Here is an 18,554-nt window from a genome sequence, read left to right as displayed (position 1 = left end):
CGGAGGCGAGTTCTTGGAAACCGACCATAGCAATATGATACGGCGCTGGGTACTTAGCCTACATAATAAAGTCCTTTTTCCGATCGTCACTATTATCATCATGGAAACCTTCATCAATAAGATGCGGAGGCTGAAAGGGGTTCGTAAGCTAATATTGCTGGAAGAGGCATGGAAAGCCATTTCCAAAGAGGGTATGGCTGAATATTTAAAGTATCTTTTTAAGACCGTCAGGAAGTTTTTTGGAGAGGCAATCGTTGTCACTCAGGAGGTTGAAGACATTATCTCCTCTCCTATCGTCAAGGAATCCATTATCAATAACTCGGACTGCAAAATCCTACTCGACCAGCGCAAGTACATGAACAAATTCGATGCAATACAAGCCATGTTGGGGCTAACCGATAAGGAAAGGGCACAGATACTATCTATCAATATGGATAACGATCCCTCCCGTAAATATAAAGAAGTATGGATTGGATTGGGAGGAATGCAATCGGCTGTATACGCCACGGAAGTTTCGATGGAAGAATACCTGACATATACGACAGAGGAAACGGAAAAGCTGGAATTGTTTCAACTGGCTGATAAATTGGGTGGAAATATAGAACTGGCTATCAAGCAGCTGGCAGAGAATAAAAGGAGTAATAATTAACAAATTAAGATTAAAGGTATGGAATCAAAACATATGGAAACAGATTATGAAGCGGCGCTGGAACTTCAGGTAGAACAATTCCGGATGCTGCACAGGATAAGCCGTATATGGGCGGTTAAAAGCGAACCGGACATTCCCTGCTTCGAAATTGAAATGGAGTGTGACGGATCTTACAGACTGTCTTTTATGGACAGCAAGGAGAAAATAATATCCGAACCTTACCCGGTGCTGGCTGATAAGGATATGAACCTTGTATTGCCCGGGAAACGCTGCGTGATAGGTTATAATCCGCAAACAGGGGAACTGTCGTCCGGGGAAACAGTATACATACCTTTCAAAAGCCGTATCGAGACTGAAGAGGAATGGCGGGAGCAGCTGGCGGACAGGCTTACCGAACCCGACGACCCGAAGGAAAAAGAGTCTCTTGAGTATAACAGGAAGATCATACTGGGCTGGCTATGCTGTGAATGGATGCCGGAGAACAAAAGCAATGTCCCCAATATCCTTATCTCCAGGAGCATCCCCTCGGAATATGAGGTGCGTTTCCTGAAAGAGGGAAAAACGGTGCTGCCGGAAGCTTGCCTTATCAGGCAGGAATACGAGGCTTTCTTTTTCGAACTGGAATGCATCCGTGTCGATATCACCTATTTCCCCGCTATAGACCGGATACTTGTGGGCGGTACTTATTACACCCGCGTTGCTCTAGAACGACAGGTTATTTAAAGGGAATATTAATAACGTCAAAAACAAAAAAATATGTTCGGATTTTTCAATAAAACAATACATATAAGAACCCTTACGGGATTACTGCTCCTGCAGAATGATTTACTCAAAGACCTGGTAAATATCGTCAAGAGCAGAAGCTGCTGGCAGGAACATACAGATTTCAAAACCGTACCCGATGCAATATGCGGTGAATGGGGCGGAAAGGATCTGGGGATCTGCCTGTCGATAAGAAATGAAAATAACAATTATTTCGTTTCTATCCGTGATCTGAATGGCCAGCCGGAAGATTACAGGGAATCTTATCCTATCAGGGAATACAAAGACACCTGCTATTTCATTCTGGATTCATATGCCATTTTTATAGAGCATGATCAGAATAATAAGCAGTTACGTATTTGCGGAAATCTCTCTATGGTACGCATGGCAGCTGACAGGGCATCTTATCCTGCAATCCCCCTTGATATTAATCCTAATTAACAACACTGAAAAAGGAAATATGAAAACTATAATATTCAAATACATACTGGTTTCAATTCTTTTTTTTTCATGCAGTGGATTACGTGCCCAGTTCTATTCGCTGGGCACGAATATCCCGGCATTTGGAATGGCAACGATCAATGCGGAAGTCAGTATGACATTGGACCGAAAATGGTCACTACACCTACCTGTGTACTACAATCCGTTCGTATTCAAGGATAACAAAAAATTGCAAAACTTCACAGTGATGCCGGGAGTACGCTACTGGCTATTGGAATCCTATGTGAACGGATTTGTCGGGGTCAATGCCATCGGCTCCAAATACCATATCACATGGAAGGACAGCCGCTATGATGGAAAAGCATTCGGAATGGGAATCAGTGCAGGCTATGCATGGCTCTTATCGCCGCGCTGGAATCTGGAAATTGAAGGGGGTATCGGGCTTGTATGGGCGGACTATTCCGAGTACGAGTGTGAGGAGTGCGGACGGCAAAAAGGAGAATACTCGCGTTGGGTGGCTGTCCCCAACAAGCTCGCCCTTTCATTCATCTATTTATTCTAAGGTCGCAGACCTTTTTATTAATCTAAAAAAGTTATGAATATACGAATAATAACATATCCTTTCTTCTATTTGTTTTGGGCACTAATACTGCTGATTGTATCCCTGTTCTCATCTTGCGGTACGCAGCGTATGGACAAAGAGGCCCGGGCCAATATCCATCTGCCGGTACAGCCCGTGGAAGAATCAAAGGAAAAGGTACGGGATATGAAACTGCCTTCGGTCATCGATATGAAGGACCGGTTTGGAAATAAAACAACTTATGTACAGACAGAAAAGGATAAAGACGGAAATGCGCAGTTGTCGGTTCAGCTAAAAGAAGTGACCGTAACGGCAAAAATGAAAAACGTACCGGAACGTTTCGGGAAAGTTGACGTCGATTTTATTGTCTCGGTACCCGAAGAACTGATAAACAGCCGGTGGCAACTGAACCTGACTCCGCATTTGATTAAAGCGGACAATATTTCGGATTTTGAAGACCTTGTTATCAGCGGTGATGATTTCAGAAAGTTGCAGCAAAAACAATATGCCGAGTTTGATAAATATCTTTCAAAAATCATCCCTGACAGCCTCTTCGATGAATACTTTGTCAGGACCGGAGCTTTTCACCACTATATAGACCGTTATAACCGGTCTGAATTTATGCGTATACGCAAAGACTCTTTGGATCATGCAGGCTATTCAAAGTATAAGGCCCGGCTGAACAAGCGTTATGAGTTTTTCAACGGGAAGATGTATCGTAACCGGAATTGGCTTAAAAAGCAAATGAATTTTTTAGGAATAAAAGAGCATTACGAATACTTCGGTCAGGATACGGTACATATAGCCTCTGTTTACAACAAACGATACAACCAGATCGTAAACCTGCTGCCGATGTTCCATCTCTTGCGAGAGTTCTCTCCGGAATATACTTTGTGGAAATACCGTAAGGACAAATATGCTACCGGATTTATTAACGATTACAAGCCTGTAACGGCTGCCGATTCGGTCTTCTTAAAAAAACGATTCCTCAAAGACCGTCAGATTGCCAAAAACCAGAGCTTGATCGACAACAAACATATCGCTTTTGCTGAAATGGTGAAGTTCCCGAAGAACGAAAAGGCACGGCTCGATACGGTCATCTATAACAAAGGTAAGTTTGAATATTATTACAGGCAACAGGTTATGGCTGACGAAGACAGCCGCAGGATGAAAATCTATCTGGACGGTTTCGCCCAGTCGATTAGTGGTGACAGCCACCTGTTGCAGCATTCCGATACACTGGATTATATCGTATCGTCCATGATACAGTTTCTGGATACCACTCCCCGCTATATGCTGAAAATTATCGAACGTAAAGCCCTGTCTACACTTCAGGCCAATATCACCTTTAAGACAGGTAAGTACAATATGGATATTGATTTGGGTGATAACCGTTCTGAACTGGACAAGGTGCAGGATATGCTGGATAAACTGACGGAAACGGGTGAGTTTGTCATGGATAGTATTTCGCTTATTGCGGGCTGTTCGCCGGAGGGTTCCTACCCTTCCAATATGCTTTTATCGAAACGGCGTGCCGAGTCCATCGGTAATTATCTAAGCGGAGGGCTATCGGGAATCGAAGGGATAGCCGGGATGCTGAAACCTTATCCCAAAAGGGAAGACTGGCAGGGCTTATCCCGGTTGGTAGCGGATTCTCTGGATAGTGAAAACAGACAAGCTATTCTTGAGCTGATTGCTTCAGAGAGTGATCCGGACAGGAAAGAGTTGGATATCCGCTCAAAATATCCTGCCGATTACAAGTATATCCGCGAAAAGCTCTATCCGTATTTGCGGGCTGTCGATTTTACCTTCCATGTACATCGCAAGGGGATGATAAAAGATACCATTCATACTACAGAACCCGATACGGTATATGCCAGGAGTATGGAGCTGATGAAAAAACGCAGGTATGCCGATGCCCTACAGATCTTGCATGACTATAACGATTACAATACAGCTATTTGTTTGATGAGTTTAGGTTACGATCAGGCGGCATACAATATACTATTGAATGAACCTGAAACGGCAAACAGCGAGTACCTGCTGGCTATTCTTGCCTCACGGCTGGGTAAGACTCAGGAAGCTGTTACTCGCTACCTGCACTCTGTGGAGCTCGATCCAACTAAACGCTGGCGGGGAACGCTCGACCCGGAAATCAACAGGCTGATTAAGGCGTACAATCTCAATCAGGAAGAGGATAGCGATAACGAAAATAACGATTAATGAAAATGAGTATGAAAAATAGAAATTATCTAAAATGGATATTGTCTTTTATCTGCTGTATGTTTTTGACATCCTGCAGTCTGATCGATTTTTCGGAGGATTGTACTTATTATGGGGATGTGGAAATCCGGCCGGACTGGTCGGGATTGGAGAAAGGGGAAACGAAACCTTTACTGACAGACATCTATCTGCTATCGCCACAGCGTAATTATACGTATAGTATTACATCCGATACATTGGTGACAGGCATTCGGGCAGTAAGCTACAAGGTGCTGGCGTGTAATGCATACGGATTGGAAGACATCAGTTTCTCGGGTATGGACTGCCCCGAAACGGCACAGGCAGAGGTAAGTACGTATAAAGAGAATGATAGGCTATATACGGTTCTGGCCCCGGCTTTGTATGCAGCAAATGCTGATTTGACGGTGATTCCTTTTGAACGTGTTGTCAGTGAGCCTGTATTAAAACCGGCTATACGTCAAATCAATATTGATTTTGTAGTGGTAGATAATTCGGGCGTGGGTGTCAGTTCTATCAACGGAGAACTTTCCGGTATTGCCTATAAATACGGTTTTAAGCGGTTGGATGAACTCGGATCTTCGGCATGGCTGGCGTTTGGTTCAGTCCGTAATGAAGAAAAAAGCAATGTATTCTTCTCTGATTTGAGAGTATTCGGGGTCAATCCCGACAAGCAGGCTACAGGCAGGATAGATAACCTGATGGATATTGCCCTGCAAACTTCTGACGGCAACATATACAGGGAAGCCATTGACCTGACAAATGTCTTTAGCGGATTTACCACGCGGATTATCAATATAACCATTGAGATCCGTTTGGGGCTGATAGATATGGAAGTGGAGGTTACCGGATGGGATGTCTCGGATGGTGGAACTATTGAACTCTAAGGTCTCAGACCTTTTTATTAACTATTTCATAACTAATCAATACGATTATGAAAAAGATTTTAATAATAACGGTATTATTCTTTTCTGCTCTTGCTCTATTCTTTTCCTGTTCGGACGAGAATCTGCCGGATGGCGGTGGTTCCCTGAATGAAACGGAACTGCACCTGAAATCGGTAGCGGTTTATAACGAAAGGGGCGGATCATTGAGCGGAACAATCAGTGAATTTACAAACGGCGATGCGATCGGGCTGTACCTGCAGGAATACCACAGGGGATATCCTTTTCCCCATGCAGTACGGGAAAATTACGGATGGCGGCTGTCGGAGCCGGTATTCTTAAGCAGTGAACCGGTACGCCTGTTCGCATACTATCCGTTCAGGCTGGAAGACCATGCGAACCTGGAGGCTAAACAGGTAGAGGTGGAGCATATCAGTCAGACCGATTATATGCACGGGCAGGCAGAAGGAGACTATGTAAGCCGGGATAAGTCTTATGCGGATATAGTGATGAAGCATGTACTGGCTTTAGTACAGTTTAAATTTATCAGGAACAATTATCCGCATGACTGCTCCGTGCAAAGGGTTTCGATCAATAATGCGGACGGGGTATCACAACTCAGGAGCAAGGGGGTATTAGACCTCGAAAGCGGAGAGATAGCAATTCTGGATGGCTATTATGACAAAGCCGCCATTACGCCCGAGGATATGAATTTCTATGAGCCATATTCCGGCGAAGAAGAGTTTGCCCGTATTCTGGTCATGCCCATCGAACCTGTAAGGAATGACGGAGACCTGTTCTTTGAATTCGAGATCGACGGACGGATCTATACATGGCCTGTCAAAGCAGGTACTTGCTGGCAATCGGGAAACAAATATACCTATGAGGTGGATATGGTTCCCGTGGCAAGGTCACTTAAATCTTCCGGAGAAACAGGAAATATCAATGTAGTATTAACCCAAACAAGCAGGTACTAATGAAAAAGAAATATCTTTTTACAATCACGATGCTACTATCCCTGTTTTGTGCTTGCAATGACTCGGAGAGTTGGATAAATGAAGGATCTGAAAAATTCTTATCTGTTGCAGAAGTCGGCTTTTCTCTAAAATCATCGGATGGTACATCGAAATCCTTCTTTGAAGAAGGGGATGAAATCGGCTTACATATAAACAGTCCCCAAGGGACAGGCTATAATAAGCTGAATTATAAAAATAGTTCATGGGTATTACAAACACCTGTATCCCTTGCTGAAAATAATACGGACATATATGCTACTTATCCTTACGATCTTCAAAATAATGTGGCTACCTCTTTTGAGATAGAGCATACCAGCCAGACGGATTACCTGTATAGTGAAAGGCACAGCGTCAACAGCTCTAACCCGGTACTGTCCCTTACCATGAAGCACGCACTGGCACTGATTGAATTTGAGTTCGAGTGGATGGATGTTTCCCAAGCCGCAAAGCTGGATTTTATCTCCATTCAGGGACAAGGCCTTTACAGCAGAGCCAAGTTGGACCTTATTACCGGAAGGATGGAACACCTGGAAGGATGGAACGATCCGGCGATAATTTACGGATGGCAACTGAATTCCGATCATTTTTATGACGGGTCAAAAGTGTCATTGATGGTCGTGCCCGTCGATCAGGTAGAATGTGACGGGGATATTTTGGTCGACTTTTACACGGATAACCTGAAAGCACACTGGCCCGTACCTGCCGGAACCAAATGGGAAAGCGGGAAGAAATATAGCTATAAGGTACTGGTTCAGGAACGCCTGCTCGAAATCTTAGATGTACGGATAGAGGATTGGATAGATGCGGGAACAGACGGGATAAGCCTGCCCTGGTACGAATAAACAATAATAATAAATAACCCGAAGCTGCCTAATGGGAATAAGGCGCCAAAAACTGTGAAGCAGCTTATTTATAAACAACTAATTTTTTAATAAGATGAAACGATTATTTATAGCAATGGCGGTAGTCTCCGCTACAGTATTTGGTTTTTCAAGCTGTAACAATGAGGATGAAGTTGTTAACCCGTCACAGGGGCAGAAAGTGGATTTACGCATCCAAACGGAAATAACTTCTGCTGAGACAGGTTTGCGTTCCACAAAAGCCGCTTTAAGCAGTTTTCCTGAAGGATCGGCTCTAAGCCTGTTTGTAACAAACGGGACATTGGGAAGTGACTACCCGCAAGGGCCGTATAACAATGTGAAGGCAGAATACAAATCAGGCAAATGGGAATTGACTCCTAGTGTTAAACTGGGAGAAACTCCTGCTGCCGTATTTGCTTTTTACCCCTACGGTGCGGCTTATACAAACGGCACAGCCAATATGAATATATACCATACCAATCAGATGGACTATATGTATGGGACCAATGCCGAAGGACAGGGTAATATTAACAGGGACAATCCGAATCTGCATTTACGTATGAAACATGCCTTGACATTACTCCGGTTCAATATCCGTAAGATGAATTATCCCGGTGAGGGTAAGCTGACACGGATTGAAGTGGCGAACATCAGCGGAAGAATTGACCTGAGAAGTGCAGCTACGCTTAATATTGCTTCGGGAGAGATGACCTATATAGACAGATATTATGATCCTGCATTTATTGAAAATGCAAATGGACTATATACCATTACAGAGGATGAAACTGCAAGTCCGCAGGAAGTCCTTGTTATGCCTGTAAATAAAACATCTGCCGACGGCAGTATTTTAATTCGTTTTTTTATTGACGGGGCCATTTACAACTATAAGGTTCCGGTAAATACTTCTTGGAAACAAGGCACAAAGTACCTGTACAATGTCACTTTCAATGGTACGGAGCTGGTAATAGACGATATTATCATCACAGAATGGACGGAAGGTGCTAAAGGGGAAATAAACCTGTACTAAAAATGAGGCAGAATGCCGAATATCCACTAAAAATTAAAAAACAATTTTAAATTATTTCGAAATGAAAACAATATTAATTAAAAGCATATTCCTTTCATTATGTATGATATGGTTTACTGGCTGTAATCAGGATGATGCGGTGGAAACCATAGGTGACAGTTCTTCACAACTGGTAATAAAAACAGGTTTGAGCCAAATGGCAAGTCTTCTGAAAAGCGGGCCCGTTTCCGATTTTCCGGAAGACAGCAAGCTCGGACTATTTATAACAAATGGAAACCTGGGTGATGACTATTCGTCTTCCGCTTCGCGAAATATCCTCTCAACACTGACCGGGGATATCTGGAAACAAAACCCGGCGGTAAACCTGTATGAGCATAATGCAACGATATTCGCCTATTACCCGTATAACAGTAGTAATATCAACGGGGTGGAAATACCTGTACAAAGCGGACAGACAGACTACATGTATGGAACACATACTCCGGGACAGGCAGCCATCAACAAGGATAACCGGACGGTAAACCTGACCATGAACCATGCATTAACTTTGGTGCAATTCAATATTTATAAAGCCAATTATCCCTGGCAGGGAAAGCTGGTAGCAATCCGCATTTACAATGCTCCGGACAAGACTGTTGTTCATTACAGCGGAAAACTGAATATACAAACCGGAGAAATTTCGGATCTGGCTGGAACAGACAGGACGGTCCAGATAAACAGTACATCTCTTTTGATGATCCCCGATGATAAATCAACGGATGAGAAAGATTATATGAAACTTTTACTAATTCCGACTTTACCAACATCATTACGGGGAGAGGTTATCATTACTTTCGATATCGACGGGAAGGAATTCTCTTGGGAAGTACCTGCCGGGACACAGTGGAAACAGGGAACTAAATATACATACGACGTCTTGCTCAACGGGAATGAACTACGTATCGGTGAAGTGAAAATTGCCGATTGGATAAACGGGACAGGTGGAAACGCTTTTCTTGAATAATATGAATCTTTAAATAAACCAGTGGGCTATACCTTCAGAACATAGTATAGCCCCTGATTAAACAGCTATTTAATAATTAAAATCAGCAACATGAAAACAAAGATTTTTATGTTGTGTGTGAGCCTTTTGCTCTTCACAACAAATATGCATGCACAATGGGTGGTAGCAGATCCCTCCAACCTGGCTCAGGGAATAGTCAATACGACCCGCCAGATTGTTCAAACGTCCTCGACGGCCTCTAATATGTTAAATAACTTTAAAGAAGTTCAAAAAGTATACTCCCAAGGCAAGGAATATTATGACGCATTAAAGTCTGTAAATAACCTGGTTAAAGACGCAAAAAAGGTTCAGAAAACAATCCTTTTAGTTGGTGAAATATCCGACATATATGTTAACAGTTTCCAGAAAATGCTCTCCGATCCGAACTTTAGCATCGAGGAACTAAATGCAATAGCCGAAGGTTATGCTATCCTTTTGGAAGAAAGCAGTATTGTCCTGGATCAGATTAAGACCGTCGTCAATATTTCGACGCTGTCATTAAGTGATAAGGACAGAATGGATGTCGTGGACCATTGCTATAAAGAAGCCCTTAATTACAAAAACCTGGTCAATTATTATACCAATAAGAACATAGGCGTTTCCTATCTCAGAGCCAAAAAGAAAGGCGAAACCGAGCGAATTCTCTCCCTATACGGAAATGATAACCAAAAATACTGGTAATTATGGACTTCGATAATTTACATCAGATTTTACGACAGCTATATGACGATATGATGCCTTTATGCGGCAATATGGTCGGGGTAGCTAAAGGAATTGCAGGGCTGGGTGCATTGTTTTATGTCGCATACCGTGTATGGCAGTCATTAGCCAGGGCGGAACCCATCGATGTGTTTCCTCTACTTCGCCCTATAGCCATCGGTATTTGTATTATGTTCTTTCCTATAATTGTTATCGGAACAATAAATAGTGTGATGAGTCCCATTGTACAAGGTACACATGGCATGTTAGAAACACAAACCATGGATATGAAACAATATGCAGAGCAACGTGACCAACTCGAATATGAGATTAAAAGACGGAATCCGGAGACGGCTTACCTGGTCGATGACGATGTTTTCGAAGCCAGACTCAGTGAGCTGGGCATTACCGATGTGGGATCTAAGGCGGGATTATATATCGACAGGGGGATGTTCCAGTTAAAAAAATGGCTGCAACAAGCCCTTAGGAATTTACTTGAACTATTATTCCAGGCAGCTGCTCTTGTAATTGATGTAGTCCGGACCTTTTTCCTGATCGTCCTTGCCATCCTGGGGCCTATTGCTTTTGCCTTTGCAGTATGGGACGGTTTCCAGTCTTCCCTGACCGGTTGGCTGATGCGCTATATATCCGTATACCTGTGGCTGCCGGTTTCCGACCTGTTCAGCAGTATCCTGGCCCGTATACAAGTATTAATGCTCAAGAATGATATTATTCGTATGAGGCAAGACCCGGACTTTTCACTGGATTCTTCTGATGCAATTTATATCATCTTTATGATTATCGGGATTATCGGATATTTCACTATTCCTACGGTTGCAGGATGGATTGTACAGGCCGGAGGCGGAGGTGCCATGAGCAGGGGTATTAATACTGCGGCGATGAAAGGGGGAGCATTTGCCGGAGGTCTTGCCGGAGCTGCCGCTGGTAATATTGCCGGGCAGGCAGGTAAAGGTGTAGGGGCTATCGGCGGAAAACTCAAACAGGGAGCAGGAGCTTTGGTCAGAAGTATAAAAAACCGCAGACAGAACAGGCAAAACAACTCTTAACAAGCAATTATCAATTCTATTAAAACAATTAGAATATGCAGTTTAAATCATTATTGAATATAGAAACCAGCTTCAGGCAACTCCGGGTTTTTGCCATTATATTTATTTGCCTCTGTGCAGGTATTACAGGCTACTCCATCTATAGCGCTTACGATTTTGCCGAAAAACAGCGGCAAAAGATCTATGTGCTGGACAATGGGAAATCCCTGATGCTGGCTCTGTCACAGGATTTGTCACAGAACCGTCCGGTTGAAGCACGTGAGCATGTCAAACGGTTCCATGAGCTGTTCTTTACCCTGGCTCCGGAAAAAGGTGCCATCGAAAGTAATATACAAAGGGCTTTGTTACTGGCAGACCGCAGTGCGTTCAACTACTACAAAGACCTCTCGGAAAAGGGTTACTATAACCGGCTTATCTCAGGAAATATTATCCAGAATATACAGGTAGATAGTATCATCTGCAATTTCAGCGTATATCCGTATGATGTAAATACTTATGCCAGGCAAATGATTATCAGGGAAAGCAACATTACCGAAAGAAGCCTGGTAACCAACTGCAAACTGATGAATTCGTCCCGTTCGGAGAATAATCCGCATGGATTCTTTATCGAAGGCTTCGAGGTGAAGGAAAATAAGGATATACGGGTTATTAAACGCTAAAATTTTCAGGCTATGAAAGAAAGGATAAAGGAAATAGGCTATGCCTTTGAAGATATCTTCAAAAAGATAGTCGGGGAAATTACTCCTGAAAAAAAACTTGTCATTATCCTGTCCATATTGCTTGTCGGAACCCTGGCCAATTTATATATGACTTTCAGGGCTATACAGAGTATGGGTAGTAATAACGGTAACAACACTCTGAACATCCGTCATATCGGACAACCGGAAATAATAACATCTGATAATACATATCCCGGTGATTCACTGAAAGGAGGTTCTGATGAAACGGATTAATTGTAATAAAATCTTACGGAACTGGATACTGCTACTGTTTTGCTGTACGCTGACAGGAATCTTTCTGGACATCCTGTTTTCAGTTCCTGTTAACAGGCAGAAAATCTCTCTAGGTATTGACTCCAATACCCCGGAGGAAAAATATTTACCTGAAGAAAACCCCTCAAAGAGTGCTTTTGACAGTATAAGAAATGAGTATCTGTTAAGCTGCGGACTAGATCCTGACAGTATTATAAATCTTTAAAACGACTAATTATGAGCTTTAACAATGAACAAAACATCAAACGAAGGATAGGTATCCTGACAATCCTTATTCTGCTTGTCTGCGGTGGGGTTATATGGGCAGGAATAAAATTATCCGATATGTATGACAGGAGTGTATTCCTGTTTTGGGACTACAGGGATCAAATCGAAAGGATCGAGGAAAATATCGATAAGAAATTCAATACGATTATTTTACGGATCGACTCTTTAAACCCGACTGAGCTAATTGATAGCCCGGTTAACTCTTTACCGGAAGATAAAAAAAGGATTGAACAGGATAGCATCCGCAATATTTTAAATGATATACTGAAATATTATGAACAACAGGCAAAAGCTTAAGAAATATGCGGTATTCGCCCTGATGGGCATTGCCTTTGCCGCATGCATCTGGTTGATTTTCAAACCATCGTCAGATGAGAAGGAGAAAGAGAAGCTGGGTATCGGTTATAATGATAAGATTCCAGACCCGACCAATAACGAAATCATTGAGGATAAAAGGGATGCTTATGAACAGGCCAGCCTCAAAGAGAGGAATTCTAAAGATATGGTGAACCTGCAGGATTATTCATCCATGCTCAAATCCCGGGAGAATAATAACGACGGGATCGATTTACCTGAACAGGAATTAAAACCTCAGCAGCAATCAGAAAGGCATGCTGCTATCGGAAACTCGGTTTCCTCTTACAGGGATATCAACCGGACTCTGGGCACATTTTATGAAAAACCGGCCTATGATCCGGAAAAAGAGGAAATGAAGAAAAAGATGCAGGAACTCGAGGATAAGCTTACTGAAAAAGAAAGCAAGCAGTCCTCAATGGATGAGCAGATCGCTTTAATGGAGAAATCTTATGAACTGGCGGCAAAGTATATGCCACAGACACAGACTGCCGGTAATGTTCAATACCCGAATGAAACGGCTTTTACTGAGAATATCAGCGAAGGCCTGAGTGCGCAGGATATGAAAAATAAGATTGTCAGATCATCTAAGAACGGAAATGAAAAGGTGACGATTTCTCCAGTCAGGCAGGCTCGCGACAGGACAGTATCGGCTTTAAGGCAGGATTACTCGAATGACGAGTTGATAACCTTGTATGATCAACCCAGGAATTTCGGGTTTAATACGCTTAAAAGTCAGGAAAGCAAAGCGGATAAGAATACAATTAAGGCCTGCATACATGGTGACCAGACGGTAATGAGCGGACAAAGTGTATTTTTGAGGCTATTGGAAGCGATTATTATCGATGATGTGACCATCCCTGTCAATACAATCCTCACAGCCAACGCCAACCTGCAGGGAGAGCGGCTCGGTTTACAGGTATCATCCATAGAATATGATGGAGCTATCTATCCGGTTAAGATAAGTATTTATGATACGGACGGTACCAAGGGAGTATATATACCTGCTTCTATGGAACTGGATGCACTTAAGGAAATTGCCGCCAATATGGGCAACAGTATGGGACAAAGTTTTACCATGACTCAAAGCGCAAGTGCACAAATCGCTTCCGACCTGACAAAAGGTGTTATACAGGGGGCATCACAGCTTTTTGCCAAGAAAATAAGGATGGTAAAGATAAATCTTAAAGCGGGCCATAAGGTTTTACTCTATCCTGAAAAACAGTGATCGATTTAAATAATCCAATAAACATTTAATTAATAAAAATAGGCATATGAAAAATTTAATTATAGCATTATTCTTAGCGGTATTATCCATACCGGCTTTTGCACAGAATACAGAAGAAAACAATCCTGTTACGGAAAAGCAGGCACAGGAATCTCCCGAATCGGACGGTATAAGAACAGGAATCAACCCGTCTTCGGGTGACTTATATTACGGACTTACCCGTAAGATCATGTATGACCGGATGATTCCGCCACACGGCATCGAGGTCACTTTTGACAAGACTGTTCATCTGATATTCCCCTCCCCGATTGTTTATGTGGATCTGGGTTCTGCCAATATTGTTGCCGGAAAAGCGGACGGAGTGGATAATATCCTGCGTGTAAAAGCTGCGATCAGGGATTTTTCGACTGAAACGAATTTTTCGGTAGTCACCGATGAAGGTAGTTTTTATTCGTTCAATGTCAAATATGCGGATGAACCCCAAAAACTGAATATCGAGCTGAAAGATTTCACTCATGACGGGGAAGCCGTCAACCGTCCGAACAACTCGCTGGATATTTATCTCTCTGAATTAGGCAAGGAAACCCCAAAGCTGGTCAAACTGATCATGAAGTCCATTTATGACAATGATAAGCGTATCTATAAGCATATCGGCAGTAAAAAATTCGGTATCCAGTTTCTATTGAAGGGTATTTATGCCTATGACGGCATGCTGTATTTGCATACCCAGATTAAAAACTCAACAAACGTGCCTTATGATATCGATTTTATCCGCATGAAAATTGTCGATAAGAAAGTAGCCAAGAGGACTGCCGTGCAGGAAACCCTTATTGTCCCTGTTCGCGCCCATAATTATGTGACACGGGTGAACGGACAGGCTGTGGAACGCACCGTACTGGCTATTCAAAAAATCACGATACCCAACGGTAAACAGCTCGTATTTGACCTCTATGAACAAAACGGAGGGCGAAACCAGTCTTTTGTCATTGAAAACGAAGATCTGGTCAGGGCCGAGCGTATCAATGAACTTAAAATAAGATAAGTTATGAAGATCAGGATATTAATTACAGTATTGTGCCTTGCCTTTTTAGGGCAGGCACATGCCCAGCGTTATCTTCCGGGAATGAAAGGGATACAGGTCACAGCAGGGGCAGTAGATGGCTTTAAGCTCAGCAAACAGGACGGACAGGCATTTTCTTTGGGTGCTGCACTGGCTACTTATACCAGGAGCGGGAACAGATGGGTATTCGGTGGGGAATATTTACAGAAAAACCACCGGTATGGGGATATGTATATTCCCGTTTCACAGTTCACCGGGGAAGCCGGACATTATTTTAAGTTCTTATCTGATAATTCCAAAACAGTATACTTATCTCTGGGAATTTCATTATTAGGCGGTTACGAAACAGTCAATTGGGGGAAAGAAGTGTTGAAAGACGGAACGACTATCCAAAACGAAGATAATTTCCTTTATGGAGGAGCTATCACTCTTGAATCGGAAACCTATCTGGCTGACAGGCTCGTTTTGCTTGTCGGAGCCAGGGAACGGTTTCTGCCCTCATCCTCCGTTGCGGATTTTCATTTCCAGTTGAACGTGGGTGTAAAGTTTATTATCAATTAGATAAGCCGCTGAAAACCATCAGCGTATTTGGTTGGAAGAAATTCGATAATATCATAGGTTGCAATCTTATTGATATAAAAAGGATCGGCTTTCATTATTTCTAAAGCATGCTCTTTTGTTACCGCCCTGCATAGGATAACACCTCCGGTACGAGGTTCCTGAGGTCCTGAAGCAATGAAATGTCCTTCTTTATAATTTATATCCAGGTAAGTGCGGTGCATACCCAGATATTTTTCAACCTCATTAAGCGGTTTTTGATAGGTTAGAATGAAAATAAACATAGCGATCAATTTTGACGTAAAATTAAAAAATTATAAATCAATATGAGAAAAATAGCAGCATATATAATATACACGATACTGATTGCATGTATCGCATGTGCCTGTAGCAGCGATCTTGATCTTAAGCAGTCTTATGAATTCAAGGTTACTTACCTTCCGGTACCCCAAAAGCTCAAAGTCGGAGAAACTGCCGAAATCCGGTGCCAGATAGAACGCAGCGGATATTATAAAAATACGGCATACAAACTTCGTTATTTCCAAACTGATGGGGAGGGTACATTACGGCTCGACGACGGAACCATATTCCTGCCAAACGATTATTACGACCTGGACAGGGAAACATTCAGGCTCTTTTTCACCGCCGGATCGGAAGAGCAAAACAACATCGACATTTACTTCTTTGATTCAGAAGGAAATAGCTTCACGTTAAACCTTAGTTTCAACTATGACAGTAAGGACGAGAACAATAACGAATAAACTAGAACTGAAAGATGAATGCAACATACTATTTTTTAGTAGCTTATCAGTTTATATCATGGATATGGATGGCTGTAAGCATACGGAATGCTCCTACGGATATTGAGCTGTGGGGTGAAGAAGTTGAATAATCATTTGTCCGGACGTCTCTTTTGCCGTCCGGATAATTTAATACTTATAAAATGGATAACAATATAAATATTTATGGAAATTATTATCTGGTACCGGATTTAGATCCCCCTGAAAGAAAGCGATTGCTCGACCGGCTGGAGATAGATGCTGATGATATTAAAAAGTCCAATATCCTGCATGATCGTGAAAATAAGCAGTGGTGTATCTCCGGTAAGAGAATTGTAAACGATTTTGATTTCCCGCAAGCTTACAGAGAAAACGTGGAAATACCTGTCTATACAATGAGCGATGTAGAGGATGACCGGTTCAGGATGTCCAACGGGCATTACTCCGCCTTCTTTTTTACAACAGAGAACAATATGGGTAAAGCGACTGAAAAGATGCTGGAATTAGGCCTGGATTACAGATCTTACTATAGAGATTTTGAAACAAAGAACCCCAGTTCCTTATTTTTAGCTTTTAATAATACCGTATATCCCTGCAACAGCAAAAAGCATACACTGGATACAATGGATACCATAGGACTGGATTGGGACAATTTTAATAACCCACCCGAACCAATTGACGAATTGATCTCCAGACAGCGGAAAAACCTCAAGGCATTGGAAGAAAGATGCCTGAGCTACATCCCCTATTTTAGCCGCACATTACCGGTTTGTATGGAAGCTGTAAAAGATAATCCTTTCAACATAAAGGATGTACCCGGATATTTTTTAACCCGGAAGTTTATCAGCGATATCGTTGAAATGAATCCTAAGAACCTCGGGTTTATTCCTACCGACAAAATTGACAGGACACTATGCATGGATGTTTTTAAAAGGGACTGTAATACTTTTTGCTATATACCTGACAAATATAAAACAGAAAAGATGTGCATAGAAGCTTATGAAAGGATCAGAGAGGATACTGAAGACCCTTTGCGGCTGATGCCGTTCGTGGAAAATATCCCTTATAGCAGTGTTTGTATCGATTTACTCAGAAAATATACAGAACCCGCAGAATTCTCTCTAATATTTATGTCAATCCCGAAAAACGTATTCAATCAGGAAATTGCCGATGTTGCGATGCGAATCGATAAAGAGTCAATACACGATATACCTGACAGATTTATTTCCGAAGAAATGGCATTTACGGCATTGAAAACTGATCCCATCTTATTGAATAAGGTTCCCGACAGGTATAAAACGGAAGAAATATGCAGGCAGTCCCTGTTTTCTGAATTGGAAGAAATGGATAAGGCCAGAATACTTCGTGCAATTCCTTATCCAAACCTGATATTGGAAGCATTGAAGTCTGAGGGATACAAAGATTGTTCACCAATAATGTTGTTGACATATATAGAACGTGATGTCATAAACACCCCTATGGCAATGGAATTAATAAAACGGGATGCGGGATGCCTTCCTGATATCCCGTTTCATCTGAAGGATGAAAACATTTGTATAGAGGCAATAAGAGGTACAGGGGATATGAAACCTCTTTATGCGATACCTAAAGACTCTATGAGTGATAAAGTATGTAGTGAACTCGTGAACAAATTTCCCGAGGCAATCCGCCAACTATTGCCGGAAGACAAGAAGACACCGGAATTATGCCTGATGGCTGTTAAACAGGATGAATCACTACAGAAATATGTGCCGGAATCTATTGTAAATGATCTGAAACTGAATATGTACAGGTTTGGTATGCTGGTCGAGGAACAAGTGTCACTAAATTTTTCGCAGGTCAAGGACTTGTACGAAGGGAAAAAAGTGGAAATCGATTATACCGAACCTACAAACCAGATTCCACGGAAAGTGGAAATTGAATATAACTCACAAAAAGAATCCTTAAATTATTATGATAGTGTCCGGGATACAAAGAGTAATGAAAATAAACAGAAAAATACAATTCCGGATAAAGGTAAAGGGCTAAAAATGTAAATATCTATTTAA

At 42.2% G+C, this 18,554-nt stretch carries 20 protein-coding genes and 1 pseudogene; 20 read left to right on the top strand and 1 reads right to left on the bottom strand.

Annotated elements, in window-relative coordinates:
- Positions 1-64: 64 nt before the first annotated feature.
- The 18 genes and pseudogenes from ACFO6W_RS16250 to ACFO6W_RS16165 form a co-directional block, all read left to right on the top strand.
- Positions 65-649 (top strand): annotated as a pseudogene (locus ACFO6W_RS16250) (TraG family conjugative transposon ATPase); the annotation flags it as partial.
- Between the two features lie 18 nt (positions 650-667).
- Entirely contained in the window at positions 668-1,372 is a 705-nt protein-coding gene (locus tag ACFO6W_RS16245) for a hypothetical protein (RefSeq protein ID WP_379998325.1), read from the top strand.
- Between the two features lie 33 nt (positions 1,373-1,405).
- The gene (locus ACFO6W_RS16240; protein ID WP_379998323.1) at positions 1,406-1,852 is read left to right on the top strand and encodes a hypothetical protein; all 447 of its coding nucleotides are present in this window, start codon (positions 1,406-1,408) and stop codon (positions 1,850-1,852) included.
- A gap of 19 nt (positions 1,853-1,871) precedes the next feature.
- Positions 1,872-2,414 carry a DUF3575 domain-containing protein gene (locus tag ACFO6W_RS16235; RefSeq protein ID WP_379998321.1) on the top strand — a complete coding sequence of 181 codons (543 nt, stop codon included), beginning with the start codon at positions 1,872-1,874 and terminating at the stop codon, positions 2,412-2,414.
- Between the two features lie 33 nt (positions 2,415-2,447).
- Positions 2,448-4,655, top strand: coding sequence for an OmpA family protein (locus tag ACFO6W_RS16230; protein ID WP_379998319.1), 2,208 nt, complete (start codon positions 2,448-2,450; stop codon positions 4,653-4,655).
- Between the two features lie 11 nt (positions 4,656-4,666).
- A complete protein-coding gene (locus tag ACFO6W_RS16225; RefSeq protein WP_379998317.1) occupies positions 4,667-5,560 on the top strand; it encodes a hypothetical protein in 894 nt (297 codons plus the stop codon).
- A 47-nt stretch (positions 5,561-5,607) separates the two neighbouring features.
- A complete protein-coding gene (locus ACFO6W_RS16220) occupies positions 5,608-6,534 on the top strand; it encodes a fimbrillin family protein (protein ID WP_379998315.1) in 927 nt (308 codons plus the stop codon).
- Positions 6,534-7,415: a fimbrillin family protein gene (locus ACFO6W_RS16215; protein ID WP_379998313.1), complete on the top strand. Its 882-nt coding sequence runs from the start codon at positions 6,534-6,536 to the stop codon at positions 7,413-7,415. Before ACFO6W_RS16220 ends, ACFO6W_RS16215 begins: the two co-directional genes overlap by 1 nt.
- Positions 7,416-7,509: 94 nt before the next feature.
- Positions 7,510-8,460, top strand: a complete 951-nt coding sequence (locus tag ACFO6W_RS16210) for a fimbrillin family protein (protein ID WP_379998311.1) — start codon at positions 7,510-7,512, stop codon at positions 8,458-8,460.
- 61 nt (positions 8,461-8,521) lie between these two features.
- Positions 8,522-9,463 (top strand): fimbrillin family protein, encoded by a 942-nt coding sequence (locus tag ACFO6W_RS16205; RefSeq protein ID WP_379998309.1) that lies wholly within the window; start codon positions 8,522-8,524, stop codon positions 9,461-9,463.
- Positions 9,464-9,553: 90 nt separating this feature from the next.
- The gene (locus tag ACFO6W_RS16200; protein WP_379998307.1) at positions 9,554-10,183 is read left to right on the top strand and encodes a DUF4141 domain-containing protein; all 630 of its coding nucleotides are present in this window, start codon (positions 9,554-9,556) and stop codon (positions 10,181-10,183) included.
- 2 nt (positions 10,184-10,185) lie between these two features.
- Positions 10,186-11,268, top strand: a complete 1,083-nt coding sequence (traJ, locus tag ACFO6W_RS16195) for a conjugative transposon protein TraJ (RefSeq protein WP_379998304.1) — start codon at positions 10,186-10,188, stop codon at positions 11,266-11,268.
- A 35-nt stretch (positions 11,269-11,303) separates the two neighbouring features.
- Complete coding sequence (gene traK, locus ACFO6W_RS16190; protein ID WP_379998302.1) at positions 11,304-11,927, top strand: conjugative transposon protein TraK; 624 nt, start codon at positions 11,304-11,306, stop codon at positions 11,925-11,927.
- 12 nt (positions 11,928-11,939) lie between these two features.
- Positions 11,940-12,221 (top strand): TraL conjugative transposon family protein, encoded by a 282-nt coding sequence (locus ACFO6W_RS16185; protein ID WP_379998300.1) that lies wholly within the window; start codon positions 11,940-11,942, stop codon positions 12,219-12,221.
- 255 nt (positions 12,222-12,476) lie between these two features.
- Positions 12,477-12,824, top strand: a complete 348-nt coding sequence (locus ACFO6W_RS16180; RefSeq protein WP_379998297.1) for a hypothetical protein — start codon at positions 12,477-12,479, stop codon at positions 12,822-12,824.
- Positions 12,802-14,109, top strand: a complete 1,308-nt coding sequence (gene traM / locus ACFO6W_RS16175) for a conjugative transposon protein TraM (protein WP_379998295.1) — start codon at positions 12,802-12,804, stop codon at positions 14,107-14,109. The genes ACFO6W_RS16180 and traM overlap by 23 nt, the downstream gene beginning before the upstream one ends.
- Before the next feature lie 46 nt (positions 14,110-14,155).
- The gene (traN, locus tag ACFO6W_RS16170) at positions 14,156-15,151 is read left to right on the top strand and encodes a conjugative transposon protein TraN (RefSeq protein WP_379998293.1); all 996 of its coding nucleotides are present in this window, start codon (positions 14,156-14,158) and stop codon (positions 15,149-15,151) included.
- Positions 15,152-15,154: 3 nt separating this feature from the next.
- Positions 15,155-15,730, top strand: coding sequence for a conjugal transfer protein TraO (locus ACFO6W_RS16165; RefSeq protein WP_379998291.1), 576 nt, complete (start codon positions 15,155-15,157; stop codon positions 15,728-15,730).
- On the opposite strand, the gene ACFO6W_RS16160 is transcribed toward ACFO6W_RS16165, so the two are convergent.
- A complete protein-coding gene (locus ACFO6W_RS16160; RefSeq protein ID WP_379998289.1) occupies positions 15,727-16,011 on the bottom strand; it encodes a YciI family protein in 285 nt (94 codons plus the stop codon). The two genes, ACFO6W_RS16165 and ACFO6W_RS16160, sit on opposite strands and share 4 nt — an antisense overlap.
- Before the next feature lie 42 nt (positions 16,012-16,053).
- Here ACFO6W_RS16160 and ACFO6W_RS16155 point away from each other — a divergent pair, with 42 nt between their 5' ends.
- Together ACFO6W_RS16155 and ACFO6W_RS16150 are read left to right on the top strand one after the other, a co-directional pair.
- A complete protein-coding gene (locus tag ACFO6W_RS16155; RefSeq protein ID WP_379998287.1) occupies positions 16,054-16,488 on the top strand; it encodes a TraQ conjugal transfer family protein in 435 nt (144 codons plus the stop codon).
- A 182-nt stretch (positions 16,489-16,670) separates the two neighbouring features.
- On the top strand, positions 16,671-18,542 hold the full coding sequence (locus ACFO6W_RS16150) for a hypothetical protein (protein ID WP_379998285.1): 1,872 nt from the start codon (positions 16,671-16,673) through the stop codon (positions 18,540-18,542).
- Positions 18,543-18,554: the final 12 nt, after the last annotated feature.

The organism is Dysgonomonas termitidis, from assembly GCF_042654545.1.
Taxonomy (GTDB): Bacteria; Bacteroidota; Bacteroidia; order Bacteroidales; family Dysgonomonadaceae; genus Dysgonomonas; species Dysgonomonas termitidis.
The sequence above is the reverse complement of the archived record's forward strand: the minus strand, read 5'-3'. Positions and strand labels throughout refer to the sequence as shown.